Source organism: Vreelandella populi, from assembly GCF_003989825.1.
In the GTDB taxonomy this organism is placed as follows: Bacteria; Pseudomonadota; Gammaproteobacteria; order Pseudomonadales; family Halomonadaceae; genus Vreelandella; species Vreelandella populi.
Genome location: NZ_RZHE01000004.1, coordinates 127,202 through 141,014 on the forward strand (window position 1 = coordinate 127,202; position 13,813 = coordinate 141,014).

Sequence of the window (13,813 nt, forward strand, 5' to 3'; positions counted from 1 at the left end):
TTTGCTTGTGGATTGCACAAGCGATTGACTAATCTGTCATATCAATGGCAACTAGCTGTCGATTCAACTGTGACGCCAGTGCCGATGCTAGCTGCCGGCCCACCTGATGTTCAGGGGGCAATGTTGCCAGGTCTGCCAGCCGGGTAACCGCCATACCGGCATAGCCGCATGGGTTGATGCGCCCAAACGCAGACAGATCACCATCCACGTTGAGCGCTACGCCATGATAACTTGCTCCGCGGCGGATACGCAGGCCAAGCGAGGCAATCTTGGCTTCCCCCATCAAGCTTTTAACGTAGACCCCCGGCGCGTCCGGGCGAGCATGCGCCTCAATGCCATAACCGGCCAATAGGGCAATCACCGCATTCTCAAGCGCGGAAACCAGGTCACGCACACCTATCTTACTGCGCCTTACATCCAGCAACGGGTACAGCACTACCTGCCCTGGTCCATGGTAAGTCACCTGCCCACCGCGGTCGGTCTGCACCACCGGTATATCGCCAGGCATCAATAAATGCTCAGGCTTACCCGCCTGGCCCTGGGTAAACACAGGGTCGTGCTCAACCAGCCAGAACTGATCCGGCGTCTGGCTATCCCGCGTATCCGTCAGCGCTCGCATATCCTCCCATACGGGAAGATAAGGCTTACGCCCCAGGCAGTGCAGCTCAATAGGTGCCAAGGCGCTCATCTAGACCACCATATGTACACGACCGGTTGCCTTCAGCTCATCAAACAGCTGGTTTATCTGCTGTTCGCCAGTAGCGCGGATGGTTATACGCACCGACTGAAAACGACCGGTACGACTATCGATTACCTGAAGCGTTGATTCGTCAAAATCCGGGGCATGCCGCACCACAATCTGACATACGCAGGCGGGAAAATCCTCGGCGGCGTCCCCGACCACTTTCAAGGGGTAATCACAGGGGAAGGTGATTTTGGGCGCCTCTGGCGCCACCGGCTCGCGCAGGTCGCGAACCCCTTTCTGGGTACCCTTTTTCATCTTTGGCCTTCTGCTTGACGTAAAATTTGGCCCAGGCAGCGCCTAGGCCGGGCAGATTAATCAGTAAAGTTGGCAATCAGTCCGCTGAAGAAGCGCTGAATCTGATCAAACAGACGCTTGAACAGGCCACCCTCTTCAACGTTCTCAAGGGCGACCAGCTGGCGGTCGCCAACCATCTCTTCACCCAAATACACTTCCAGTGTTCCCACATCATCGCCAACGGCGATAGGCGCCTGCAGATCTGAGTTCAAGTTAAGGCGCGCGCGCAGCTCTTGATTACGGTTGCGCGGTAACGTCATAGAAACTTCTTCGTTTACGCCCACACGCAGCTCATTGATGTCGCCACCCCATACGCGCGGGGTAGCAAGCACGGCGCCACGCTCGTAAAGCTTCATGGTTTCATAAAAGCGAAAGCCATAACTTAAGAGCTTCTGAGTTTCCTGAGCCCGCGCCTCTTCAGAGTTAGTGCCCATGACGACAGAAATAAGCCGCATACCGTCGCGCTCAGCAGAAGATACAAGACAATAGCCTGCAGCGTCTGTCCAGCCAGTTTTTAGGCCGTCAACGGAAGGGTCACGCCACAGTAGGCGGTTACGGTTAGGCTGGTCGATTCCACCATAAGAGAAATGACGCTGTGAGTAGATGGCATAATGTTCAGGGTAATCATTAATGATATGGCGTGACAGCAGTGCCATATCACGAGCCGTCGAGTAGTGATTCTCGCCTGGAAGACCTGTTGCATTCTCAAAATGCGTATTTTCCATTCCCAAACGTGCCGCATGCTGGTTCATTAGATCAGCAAAAGGGGCTTCACCACCTGCCAGATGCTCAGCCATGGCTACACTTGCGTCATTGCCTGACACAATAATAATACCGTGTAACAGGTCATCTACGCGGACTTGGTTGCCCACTTCAATAAACATTTTCGAGCCACCGGTCCGCCAGGCGGTTTCACTGATATTAACCAAGTCCTCAAGCTTGATGGTGTCTCGATCAAGCTCACGTTCCACTAGGTAAGCGGTCATCAGCTTCGTTAGACTTGCCGGTGCCAAACGCTCATCCGAATTGTGCTCGGCCAAGATGCGCCCGCTGTTGGCGTCCATCAATATCCAAGAGCTGGCAGCAAGCTGAGGAGCAGCTGGAATAATGGTCTGCGGCTGGGGCTGCGGTATTTCCTGAGCCGCAGCCGGTAATGCAACCGCCGTTATGGCTGCAAACAGGCAGAGTTGGGCAGATCGGCGAATCGACACAAATACATTCATCACTAACATCTCGCTTACAAAAATCGGCGCCAGGCACCAAAAGTATAAAAAGTGAATTATCTCACGATAAAGGCTTGAGGGAAGCCTGCTTGGCGGAGTTCTTCACGCGCTCGTGTTTCTTGAGCAGGCCCAACTGGCCCCACCTGAACACGATGTACGTTCGCATCGCTCATCACACGCACCCCATGGGGTAATTCGTTTTCCAAACGCTGCTGAAGCTGTTGCGCACCCTCAGCGCTACCCAAGGCAGCAATCTGTAGATAAATGGCCCCTTCCGCCTCATTGCCCAAGGGCGAAGCAGGCGATGAAGCTGGTTGCACAGGCGCCGCCTGCGGCGCAGGCACGCGGCGCGCCTGCTCACCGGGTGCAGACGAAGCTGCTGGCGTACTGACAGCGGCAGATGCCGCTCGTGCTGGTCTGCCGCGCTCGGCTAACCAGAGTGCCGGGTCGACCGCTTCGACCTTTACACGCCCGGTGCCATTATCCAGTATCCCTAAGCGTGCAGCAGCGGCATAGGAAAGATCAATCTCTCTGTCACTATGAAAAGGCCCCCGATCATTAACCCGCACAATCACGGATTGGCCGCTATCCAGACTGGTCACACGAGCAAACGTGGGCAGCGGTAACGAGCGATGAGCCGCCGACATTTTATACATGTCGTAGATCTCACCGTTAGAAGTTGCATAGCCATGGAATTTCTCGCCGTACCAGGAAGCGGTACCCTGCTTGGCATAGCCTGAGGCGTCAGGCATTACATGATACGTTTTGCCCCACACTTCGTAGGTAGGGCGATTGCCCGCCCGCGAATGCGGTTCAATACGTGGCTCGGCATCGGGTACGCGAGATACGTCCGGCGGCTCAACGGGATAAGCATCGCCATTCATGGCATAACGACCGCCACTGGTACCTGCACCGCTACTAGCAGTGGATGCAGCAGGCTTGGCCTGGGAAGGAGTATCCACTCGCTGGGTTTCACGACTGGCGCACCCGCTGATCAACGCCACAAGGGCAATGGCACTGCCTACCCGCCACGTCATTCTTTGCAACATTTTCATCCCTGTTCCTCGACCTGACTTTGAATGGCCTCGGCTAACTCTGTTACCGCCATGGCATACAGGTGGCTATGGTTATAACGCGTAATGACATAAAAATTCTTTTCGCCCAACCGGTAAAGCGTGCGCTCCTCGTCCACTTCCAATGCCAGAGGCACAACGGGCAATTCATCGGCAAGCGGTTGCTTGGGCTCTATACCGGCGGCTTTCACATCAGCAACAGTGATACTGGGGGCCGACGTTTGATTGAATGTTAGGGCTTCGGGAAGTTCGGTAGGCCCAGTTGCTTCGTGATAAATGGCGCCATCACGCTGCCAGTCGTGTTCGGCGAAATAGTTGGCTACGCTGCCAATGGCATCGACCGGGTTTTCCCACAGATCACGAAACCCATCATCGTCAAAATCAACGGCGTAAGCCTGGTAGCTGGTTGGAATAAACTGCGGATAGCCCATGGCACCTGCATAGGAGCCGTAAAGCGCTGCGGGCTCAACTTCCTGTTCAAAGGCAATCTTTAAGAATGCCGCCAACTCACCTCTGAAAAAGTCGCCGCGGCTGGGATGATAAAAGGCCAGCGTTGCCAAGGAGTCCAACACACGGTGTTGCCCCTTATAACGGCCGTAATAGGTCTCTACACCGATAATGGCGGTAATAACACTCCCCGGCACGCCGTAAACCTCCTCCGCGCGAGCCAAGGTATCTGCATAGGTTTCCATAAAAGCAGCGCCTTCTGCGATGCGCTGCTGGTTTAGAAATATATTGCGATACTCAAACCAACGCAGACGGCGCTCCGCCGCCCCTTCCATGGCATCCAGCACGCCCTGGGAATAGGTGGCCTCAGCAAAAGCATCTTGCAGCCATTTCTCTGGCACACCTTGTGTGGCCAGCTCATCAATCAACTGCTGAACGCGCTCATTCTCCTGAAGGTCTATTGACGAATGTTCTTCCTCGGCTTGAACTGCGGGGGCTGAACACACCAGTAGCGCGGCGATAAGGTAGCCGCCTGCTTTATTTCGGACCCTGTTCATCAACTCACCACTCCTTTGAAAACGCGTCGTCTTTATCGAGGCATCAACGTGGCAACAGCCGACGATGGGCATGGATGGACATGAGAATACCGAACCCAGCCAACAAGGTCACGCTAGAGGTGCCGCCGTAACTGACCAACGGTAGCGGCACCCCCACCACGGGCAAAATGCCGCTGACCATTCCCACATTCACAAATACGTAAATAAAGAAGGTCAGGATAATACTGCCTGCAAAAAGTCGTCCAAATGTATCCTGTGAAGAGGCGGCAAGCCATACCCCCCGGCCGACAATCATCACGTACAGCGCCAGCAACACCAGCATGCCAACGAGCCCAAACTCCTCGCCTAACACCGCAATGATAAAGTCGGTATGCCGTTCAGGCAGAAACTCCAGCTGTGACTGGGTGCCTTCAAGCCAGCCTTTACCCCAAAGCCCGCCGCTGCCAATCGCCGTTGTCGACTGAATAATGTTCCATCCTGAACCTAGCGGGTCGCTTTCAGGATCGAGAAAGGTGAGTACTCTCTGACGCTGATAATTATGCATATTCATCCACAGTAACGGTACGCATGCGGACAATAGTGCGACGACAAATGCAATAAGGCGCCACGACAGTCCCGCCAGTAGCACCACAATAACAGCGGCACTTGCCACTAGTAATGAAGTCCCCAGATCAGGCTGAATGGCCGTCAGCACAACCGGCAGGCCGATAATAATCGCGCATACCACAATATCTTTCAGCCGTGGCGGAAGCTGACAGCGATTCAAATAGGCGGCCACCATCAATGGCACCGCCAGCTTCATCATTTCAGAGGGCTGAAACCGGATAACGCCGGGAATTTCCAGCCAGCGCTTGGCTCCCATGCCAATATCGCCGGCAATTTCCACCGCCAGCAGCATGGCAACGCCGATCCCATAGGCAAATGGCGCCCAGCGCAGGAAAGTAGTGGGTGAAAGCTGGGCTAGAAATACCATGACCACCATGGCAAAACCGAAACGCATAGCCTGTGCAACCACCGACTCAATTCGCTGACCGGAGGCGCTGTAAAGAACCAACAGTCCACCAGCCATTAGCACAATGAGAAGCCCTAACAACCATGGGTCCAGGTGAATACGTTCCCAGATGCTCTTACGCCGCGCTATGCCACTGTCAGGTGGGCGAACAGGATGGCGGCGCAGAGGGCGCGTCAGGGTCTGCCAGGCCATAAATTAGTCGCCCTCCACATTGGCGGTATCTTCTTCGAGAACTTCTTTAATATCGTCCGCGTTTGGAGCTTCATCTTTCAAAAGCCACGCATCGGTCATTGCGCGCGCCAGATGGGCTGCATGAGTACTGCCCCCGCCCGCATTTTCAACGATCACCGAAACAGCAATCTGTGGGTCTTCAACCGGTGCAAAGGCCATGAACAGAGCATGATCCCGCAAGCGCTCTTCAAGCTCATCAGCGTTATAACGCTGGTCCTGGCCAAGTGAAAACACCTGGGCGGTGCCTGACTTGCCCCCCATGCGGTACTCAAGCCCAACCCCGGTTCGCCGGGCAGTGCCTTCGCTGCCGCTGATCACTTTTTCCATGCCGCTAAATACACGACCCCACCAGGCGTCATTTTCAAGGTGAATATCGTCCAGGGTATTGGGCAAATCGTGGGGCACCAGTTCATCACCAATTTCCAGCGCCAGGCGTGGTTTTACCCAATGACCGCGATTGGCCAATGCCGCCGTGGCGCTGGCCAGTTGCAGCGGGGTTATCTGCCAATACCCCTGCCCAATACCCACAGACAGCGTTTCGCCAGGGTACCAAGCCTGGTTGAAACGCTCACGCTTCCACTCTCGTGAGGGCATTAGGCCACTGCTTTCGCCCTGCACATCGTGGGCAACCCGCTGGCCAAAACCAAAGCCGCTCATACGCTCGTGGAGCTTATCGATGCCAAGGTCGTGGGCCAGGGTGTAGTAATAGGTATTGTTGGACACGGCCAGCGAGCGTTCCATATCCACCCTCCCATGCCCCCAACGTAGCCAGTTACGATAGCGACGCGAGTCATTGGGCAGCTGATAGTAGCCGGGGTCGTTGATTGTGCTATCTGGCGTGACAACACCTTCAGTAAGCCCCGCCAGGGCCAGAAAGGGCTTGATGGTCGAGCCTGGTGGATAGTGCCCGCGAATGGAGCGGTTGAACAGCGGCAAATCCAGGTCTTCCTGCAGGGCGCGGTAAGAGACAACGTCAATACCGGTGACGAACTGATTACTATCGAATCCGGGCGTCGACACCATGGCCAGGATTTCGCCAGTGGCCGGGACGATCGCCACAATCGAGCCGCGCCGGCCATTCATCAGCTCGTACGCTAGTGTTTGCAGCGACTTATCGATGGTGAGCACCAGGTTTTCACCCGGCACGGGGTCTGTTCGTCCCAGCTCCCTCAATACGCGCCCACGGGCATTGGTTTCGACCTTGCGAAGCCCTGCCTCACCGTGCAGCTCTTCTTCGTAAAACCGCTCGACACCTGTTTTACCGATAAAGTGCGTACCCGCATAGCGTCCTGCATCCAGCGTTCGCAGTTCTTCAGCATTGATTCGCCCCACGTAGCCCAGGGTGTGGGCCATCACCTCAGCATCTGGGTAGTAACGCAGAAGCTGTGCCTCGACCTCAACACCCGGCAAGCGATGACGATTCACCGCCAGGCGTGCGATTTGATCCTCGCTAAGATCACTCATCAACAGCGCTGGTTGGAAAGGACGCTGACGCTGGCGAGAGCGCACATTAAATGCCTCGATATCTTCCTCAGGGAGTTCCAGAAGTTCGACCAGTAGCGCTAATGTGTCCTCAAGGCTATCGACCCGCTCACGTACCAGCGTCAGATTATAAGTGGGACGATTTTCAGCGAGCAGCACGCCGTTTCGATCATAGATCAGGCCCCGATTAGGGGGTAATGGCTCAACTCGCACGCGGTTTTTTTCCGAGCGTGTCGTATAGATTTCATGCTGAACAATTTGCAGATAAGCCAAACGCCCCACCAGGAGGCTGGTAAGGGTAATAACCACTAAAACGGCAAGCAGCGCCCTGACACGGAAAATACGCAGCTCTTGCTCGGAATTTTTTAGCGTGTCACGGCGCTGAGGCATGGCAACAGAGAACTCTTAAATCAGTCGATTGACGTTACAAAAGCCGACATATAACACCGTCTATATACACCGTTAACGGTGATAGGGATGGCCAACCAGCAACGTCCAGGCACGGTAAAGCTGCTCAGCAAGTATAATGCGAACTAATGGGTGTGGCAGTGTCAGCGGAGAGAGTGACCAGGCTTTATCAGCCATTGCCGATAATGCAGGTTCAAGTCCATCAGGACCACCGACCAGAAGGACGATATCGCGACCATTCATCCGCCAGGCATCAGCTTCCTGAGCCAACTGCTCGGTAGTCCAGGGTTTCCCCTTTACCTCAAGCGCTACAACATATTCGTCGCCACGCAGCTTATCGCGAATGCGCTGCGCCTCCTGGGCACGCGCTTTCACGATATCTGCGTTCTTGCCGCGCTGACCAAGTGGGATTTCTTCTATTTCAAGGCTGAAATCCCGAGGGAGCCGTTTACGGTAGGTTTCAATGCCTTCTTCAACCCATGCCGGCATTTTGGTACCTACCGCTAACAGCCGGATCCTCATGACATGCGAGCTCGCTCTTCAAAATGTTCAAACGACTCGTCAGGTTTAAAACCATCGCTTGGCAGATCCGACCAAAGGCGTTCCAGATCGTAAAGAGCGCGGGCTTCGGGCAACATGATATGGACAACGACATCGCCCAGGTCCACCAGTACCCAATCGGCGTTATCGCCGCCTTCAACGCCACGCGGCTGCAGGCCTGCTGCCTTGGCTTTTTCAACCACGTTTTGCGCCAGTGCTGCAACATGACGGGTAGAGGTACCGCTGGCGATCAGCATAAGGTCGGTGACCTCGGTCAAGCTGGAAACGTCCAGTTGGGAAATATCGCGTGCTTTTAGTTCTTCTAACGCATCAAGCGCTAGGCTTTTCAGTGTATCGATGTGCATGACTCCTGAAGACAACCCCATGTGGTAATCGGCTGATAAAGTCGGCCATTGTAACGGCTTCTATCGTGACTGCCAGCGCTATTCGTCATGTTGGGAAAAGTGTTGATAAAAGCCTTTTTCTTGAATAGCTTCTTCAACCGCTTCCGGAAGCAAATAACGTACGCTTTTGCCTTCACTAAGCCGTTCACGAATATAGGTCGCTGAAATCGCCATCATGGAGGGTAACGTCAGCATTAATACTCCCCCGCTTGGGCGCTGCATCAACGAATTCGCACCTTCGACTTCAAATGAGCCAACCAGTTCATTTAATTCTTCAGGCCAAGGCGCTTGATAGCCAGGACGCGCCATGACAACAAGATGGGCCAAGGACAGCAAGTCACCCGCCCGATGCCATTGGGGAAGACGCAAAAAAGCATCAAACCCAATAATCATGACCAAACGAGCCTGCTCACCATACTCGGCGCGCAGTTCAGCTAGCGTATCAATGCTATAGGAAGGCCCTGCGCGGCGAAGCTCACGACAGTCGGCATAAAGTCCCGGTGTCGCACCAATGCCAGTCTTCAAAAGCGCTAATCGCTGTTCGGCCGATACCTGTGGCACACCGCGTAATGGCGGCTGGGGCGCCGGTATCATATGTAACCGGTCCAGCCCCAGCGCTTCGCGCACTTCCAGAGCGCTACGAAGATGGCCGTGGTGAATGGGGTCGAACGTCCCCCCAAGCATGCCGACCTTTATTACTTGAGAGTTCATTGCCGAACCTGGCCGTCTCCAAATACGACATACTTGCGCGTGGTCAGGCCTTCCAGGCCAACCGGCCCTCGCGCATGCAGCTTGTCCGTCGAAATACCAATTTCTGCCCCCAGGCCGTACTCAAAGCCGTCGGCAAAACGCGTTGAGGCATTAACTATGACCGAACTCGAATCCACTTCAGCCATGAAGCGGCGCGCCAAGGAGTAGTCCTGGGTTACGATGGCATCCGTATGGTGAGAACCATACTGTTCAATATGGGCGATCGCATCATCCACCCCATCAACGACCTTGATGGCTAGAACAGGGGCAAGGTATTCGGCGTACCAGTCTTCCTCTGAGGCGGCAAGCGCCTGAGGCAGCAAGGCACGAGTGCGCTCGCAGCCACGCAGCTCAACGTTATGTTCAGCGTAGGCGCGGGCCAGCTCGGGTAAAATCAGATCCGCAACTGGCGCATCCACCAGCAGGGTTTCCATAGTATTACAGGTGCCGTAACGGTGCGTCTTGGCATTTACCGCAATCGCCAACGCCTTAGCCGGGTCTGCAGTGGTATCAATGTAAACGTGGCAGACACCATCCAAGTGCTTGATGACCGGCACTTTGGCCTCCCGGGAGATGCGCTCGATCAGCGACTTTCCGCCCCGTGGAATAATCACATCCACATACTCGGGCATGCTGATAAGGGCACCTACTGCGGCGCGGTCAGCGGTCGCGACAACCTGAACGGCACTTGCCGGCAGACCTGCGTCTATTAGCCCTTGCGTAATGCACTCGCTGATAGCCGCATTGGATGCACTTGCCTCAGACCCTCCTCGCAGAATACAGGCATTACCTGACTTCAAGCACAGGCTGGCCGCTTCCAGCGTTACGTTGGGACGCGATTCATATATGATGCCAATCACGCCTAGCGGCACGCGCATTTTACCCACCTGAATACCACTTGGCCGATAGCTCATATCATCAATCTCACCAACTGGGTCAGGTAGCGCCGCCACTTGGCGAAGACCTTCAATCATCGCATCAATTCGTGCGTCACTAAGCGCCAAGCGGTCCAGCAGCGCGCTATCCAGCCCGGCCTCCTTACCTCGCTGCAGATCCTCTGCATTGGCGTTCAAAATACGCTCGCGGGCGGCGGCAAGCTTTCCGGCTATTGCGTCAAGGGCGCGGTTTTTGACACCGGTTTCAGCGCGACGCAACGCACTAGCTGCCAAACGTGCCGCCTTACCCAGCGTCTGCATGTACGCTGGGACATCGCCGGCAGCAAGTTGCTGCTGGGCCTTATCGTTAAACGGTGCTAAAACGCTCATGCTGTCTCCCTATTATCGTCGCGCTAGCGGTTTCGCTTGGCAATGGTGTTTCATGGTTAACAATATATTACGCTACTTAAACGTTATAATGAGTACCCTGAGTTCCGAATCTCAGTCATCCGTCTAGCGCATGTGCTGATCGGATAAATAAAGTTATTAAGGGTGAATAGTAAGCCACCATGCAAAGCAAATACAAAATCCACCTGCTGAAAGCCAATTTATTCGCTGCTTCTGGCGTACTCGCCGTTTGGTCATTATCAGCCCCTCCGCTTGCGGCACTGATGCTGTGGCTATCGCTCAGCTGGCTTTGCATTACCGCGTTACTGCTGGATTTCAGCCATCGCCATTCCCACGGCTTGCCCTGGCAAGTAGTGCCCGGTGTGCTTTTGCTTGGCATGATTGCTGTCGCGCCAGAAAGACACAGCCTACTGATATGGGCATGGGCCGCCGTTTTCATGCTTCCCCAGGCGAAGTGGGTGTTTATATTTAATGCCTGTGCGGCCACACTCAGCTGGATACTTTTAGCGCCAATATTAAACTTTCCGGAGTGGGTGTTAATGCTTCTTCTATTGGCCATACTAGGCGTTTTGGCACTCTCCAGGGCACGACAGCTTGTGGATATGAATGGTGCTATTCGTCAGCGCTCACGCTTGATCCCAGGAGTAAATCTTTGGGCGGGCGAGCAGCTACTGCGTGATTTACCCCGCGAGCAAACCCGTTCAGAGCGTGAGGTTATCCATGCCGAACTGTTTATCTTGCAGGTCAAGCGCCACCAGCTCTGGTCAACAGCAAAAAAGCTCTGCGAGCTTACCTACAGTTTTGAAAATGCTTACCGCCTAAATAATACAACGCTGGCAAGCCTTATGTTGTCACGTTCGGCTCAGGAGGCGGAGACTCGACGCCAACAGTTACAAGCAGCTTTTCCTGATAACGCCTTCAGCCACCACCTCCCTCTAATTGATATAGAGCCCTCCACTGTTACGCTGGAGCAACTTGGCGAACTTCCCCAAGCGCGGAGTTCGAAATGACCAGGCGCCTTTTTCCCAAGCGATTAATGACACTGGCTTATAGCGCCAGCTTAGTACTGATGATGGGTTATGCCTTATGGCTTTATGGCATGGGTAATTACCAAAGCTTGTCGATTCCGGCATTTCTGACTCTGCTGTTGCTCGCGGCCTTACTGCTACATCTAGGGCAAACTACCAAGGGATATATTGCTCAAGTATTACTATTGGTGGGCACTTGTTTGGCCGTCCTGAATGCGATTTTCAATTATCCATATGCGTCAATTATGTGGCTTGGCTTGCCCATGGCGAGTGTTTTTTTACTCTTGCCTCTTTGGACGGCACTGGCGCTGGCCAGCCTGATCGGGCCATTGGTATGGCTTGCTATTTCCCATCCACCGCAGCCTATCTCTTTCTTGTTTGGCTATATAACGCTTCTTTTGCTATTAGCCTTACCCCGCTGGGAACATGCCCGCCATAAGGCCCTGTTGCATGTAACAGACCCCAATGACAGCGACTGCGATGCCTACAATATCGATACCTTAAAGGAGCGCTTGCATAATGAGTATCAGCGGGCTGCCATGCTGAATAGGCGCCTAGCCGTACTAGTAATTCATTTACCACAGCTTGATATGGCAGAAGAGCAGTTTGGAGCCCGGGCAAAAATAGCCTTGCTTAACACCTTATGCAGCGAAGTGAACGCCCGCTGTCGTGATCATGACGTACTGGGGCGTGCCGGCGATGCTACCTTTTGGCTGGTATTGCCTGATACCAGCGAGAGCGGTGCGCTGTTAGTACGTGAACGGCTACACTATTCGCTTTCCCAATGTGTATTGATTGAAACTGGCCAGCTTGAAGCAAGGATTGCCGCTTGTTTGCCTCGTAAAGAGAGCTTTGAGCGCTATGTGCACCGCCTGAATGCCCGTGCCAATGCACTAGCAAACGGGTGATGACTTAATGTTATTTAGGAGTTCTTTGTGTCTCTAGCCGATACTCTCTATCAGCTCTCGCTCTCCCCTATAATGTTACTTCTGGTGATTTTACTGATTTCCCTGGCGGAATCCTTAGCCCTGGTTGGGCTACTGGTGCCGGGTGTTGTGCTGATTACCGCTGCGGCCTCGTTGGCGGGCCATCAATCTGTCGATTTGCTCTGGGTAATGCTGGCCGCTTTTATAGGGGCCATCCTGGGTGACGGCATCAGTTTCAGACTGGGTTATCACCACCGACAACAGATTACCCAGCGCTGGCCACTTTCTGCTCACCCTGAGTGGCTGGGTCGGGGTGCACGTTTTTTTGAACGTTACGGCCTATATTCCGTTTTTATTGGCCGTTTTGTGGGGCCGGTTCGGCCGGTTATTCCTCTGGTTGCGGGCATGATGCGTATGTCACCTCGCAGTTTTTTATGGGCCAACGTTGGCTCGGCCGTGCTATGGGCACCAGCCTATGTACTACCAGGCTATCTTCTGGGGCGCACTTGGCAGGATCATCTCGACTTGCCGCCTGGTATCAAGACTGCCCTGATAATCATGGCAGCCATCGTCGTCACACTAGCGGTCGTGTTTTCCTGGGGACGCGCGCAGGTGGGTCGCCATGGACGTGTCTACCTGGCAATTGCCCGGTTAGCCCGGCGAGTGCCATCAATGCGCCGCCCCTGGCTTGCCATGAGTCAATCGGGCGAAGTGCCGATCGCTTCGCTGCTTCTGTTTATTGTGGCCTTGACCAGCTTGTCTGGCTGGACACTGCTCGTCGTTCACCACGACGGTCCTTTGATGATCGATCTCTACGTCCAGCGTCTATTCATATGGATCGAGAACGATATCTTCATTTCGGCGGGCCTTGTGTTCGCCAAGATAGGCGACAAGCTAGGCATTGCGGTGCTTTTATTGCCTTGGGCAGTATGGATGGTTAGTCACAAGCGGTTCGATGCTTTAGCGCATTGGAGCGCAGCGGTGGGTGGTATCGCGCTTCTGAATACCTATGGAAAAGCTTATTTTGGCCGCGCGCGGCCTGATACACCTGATTACCTGACAGGCTCCCTCTCCTACCCAAGTGCTCATACCTCAACGTCTGTAGTTGTGCTTGGATTATTGGCAGCGTTCATCGCCTCTGAGATTCCACGCAAGCAGCGAGCATGGGTTTACTGGACGGCTATTATACTGGCCGTTCCCATGGCCCTTTCCCGGCTGGTAATCGGCGTACACTGGTTCAGCGATTTGGTGGGTGGTGCACTTCTTGGTCTGGTGCTATGTGCACTGGTTCGCTTGAGCTGGCAACGCTATCCACGCAAGCCACTAAGGCCCTGCCCATGGCAGCTTTTAGGGCTTGCCTCGCTTGTATTGATTAGCGCCAGAGTCTTGTTTTTTCCGCCGGTGTGAAGC

General features: G+C 54.4%; 14 protein-coding genes. 3 read left to right on the plus strand and 11 right to left on the minus strand.

Annotation, left to right across the window (positions count from 1 at the left end; translation table 11 throughout):
- Positions 1-28: 28 nt before the first annotated feature.
- The 11 genes from lipB to ELY25_RS03720 form a co-directional block, all read right to left on the minus strand.
- Positions 29-688: a lipoyl(octanoyl) transferase LipB gene (lipB, locus tag ELY25_RS03670; RefSeq protein WP_126949936.1), complete on the minus strand. Its 660-nt coding sequence runs from the start codon at positions 686-688 to the stop codon at positions 29-31.
- Complete coding sequence (locus tag ELY25_RS03675) at positions 689-1,000, minus strand: HP0495 family protein (protein WP_126949937.1); 312 nt, start codon at positions 998-1,000, stop codon at positions 689-691.
- Between the two features lie 56 nt (positions 1,001-1,056).
- Positions 1,057-2,262, minus strand: coding sequence for a D-alanyl-D-alanine carboxypeptidase family protein (locus ELY25_RS03680; protein WP_126950122.1), 1,206 nt, complete (start codon positions 2,260-2,262; stop codon positions 1,057-1,059).
- A gap of 56 nt (positions 2,263-2,318) precedes the next feature.
- Positions 2,319-3,317 carry a septal ring lytic transglycosylase RlpA family protein gene (locus tag ELY25_RS03685; RefSeq protein WP_126949938.1) on the minus strand — a complete coding sequence of 333 codons (999 nt, stop codon included), beginning with the start codon at positions 3,315-3,317 and terminating at the stop codon, positions 2,319-2,321.
- Positions 3,314-4,339 carry a lytic murein transglycosylase B gene (gene mltB, locus ELY25_RS03690; protein ID WP_126949939.1) on the minus strand — a complete coding sequence of 342 codons (1,026 nt, stop codon included), beginning with the start codon at positions 4,337-4,339 and terminating at the stop codon, positions 3,314-3,316. The genes ELY25_RS03685 and mltB overlap by 4 nt, the downstream gene beginning before the upstream one ends.
- Before the next feature lie 43 nt (positions 4,340-4,382).
- Positions 4,383-5,543: a rod shape-determining protein RodA gene (gene rodA / locus ELY25_RS03695; protein ID WP_126949940.1), complete on the minus strand. Its 1,161-nt coding sequence runs from the start codon at positions 5,541-5,543 to the stop codon at positions 4,383-4,385.
- Positions 5,544-5,546: 3 nt separating this feature from the next.
- On the minus strand, positions 5,547-7,454 hold the full coding sequence (mrdA, locus tag ELY25_RS03700) for a penicillin-binding protein 2 (RefSeq protein ID WP_126949941.1): 1,908 nt from the start codon (positions 7,452-7,454) through the stop codon (positions 5,547-5,549).
- 72 nt (positions 7,455-7,526) lie between these two features.
- Complete coding sequence (gene rlmH, locus ELY25_RS03705; RefSeq protein WP_126949942.1) at positions 7,527-7,994, minus strand: 23S rRNA (pseudouridine(1915)-N(3))-methyltransferase RlmH; 468 nt, start codon at positions 7,992-7,994, stop codon at positions 7,527-7,529.
- Positions 7,991-8,377 (minus strand): ribosome silencing factor, encoded by a 387-nt coding sequence (rsfS, locus tag ELY25_RS03710; RefSeq protein WP_126949943.1) that lies wholly within the window; start codon positions 8,375-8,377, stop codon positions 7,991-7,993. The genes rlmH and rsfS overlap by 4 nt, the downstream gene beginning before the upstream one ends.
- A gap of 78 nt (positions 8,378-8,455) precedes the next feature.
- On the minus strand, positions 8,456-9,127 hold the full coding sequence (gene nadD, locus ELY25_RS03715; RefSeq protein ID WP_126949944.1) for a nicotinate-nucleotide adenylyltransferase: 672 nt from the start codon (positions 9,125-9,127) through the stop codon (positions 8,456-8,458).
- Positions 9,124-10,431, minus strand: coding sequence for a glutamate-5-semialdehyde dehydrogenase (locus ELY25_RS03720; RefSeq protein ID WP_126949945.1), 1,308 nt, complete (start codon positions 10,429-10,431; stop codon positions 9,124-9,126). Before ELY25_RS03720 ends, nadD begins: the two co-directional genes overlap by 4 nt.
- Before the next feature lie 179 nt (positions 10,432-10,610).
- On the opposite strand from ELY25_RS03720, the gene ELY25_RS03725 reads away from it, so the two are divergent.
- From ELY25_RS03725 to ELY25_RS03735, 3 genes are read left to right on the plus strand one after another with little or no spacing between them, the layout of a single operon-like run.
- Complete coding sequence (locus tag ELY25_RS03725; RefSeq protein WP_126949946.1) at positions 10,611-11,459, plus strand: hypothetical protein; 849 nt, start codon at positions 10,611-10,613, stop codon at positions 11,457-11,459.
- A complete protein-coding gene (locus ELY25_RS03730; RefSeq protein WP_126949947.1) occupies positions 11,456-12,385 on the plus strand; it encodes a diguanylate cyclase domain-containing protein in 930 nt (309 codons plus the stop codon). The genes ELY25_RS03725 and ELY25_RS03730 overlap by 4 nt, the downstream gene beginning before the upstream one ends.
- A 27-nt stretch (positions 12,386-12,412) precedes the next feature.
- Complete coding sequence (locus ELY25_RS03735; RefSeq protein WP_126949948.1) at positions 12,413-13,810, plus strand: bifunctional DedA family/phosphatase PAP2 family protein; 1,398 nt, start codon at positions 12,413-12,415, stop codon at positions 13,808-13,810.
- Positions 13,811-13,813: the final 3 nt, after the last annotated feature.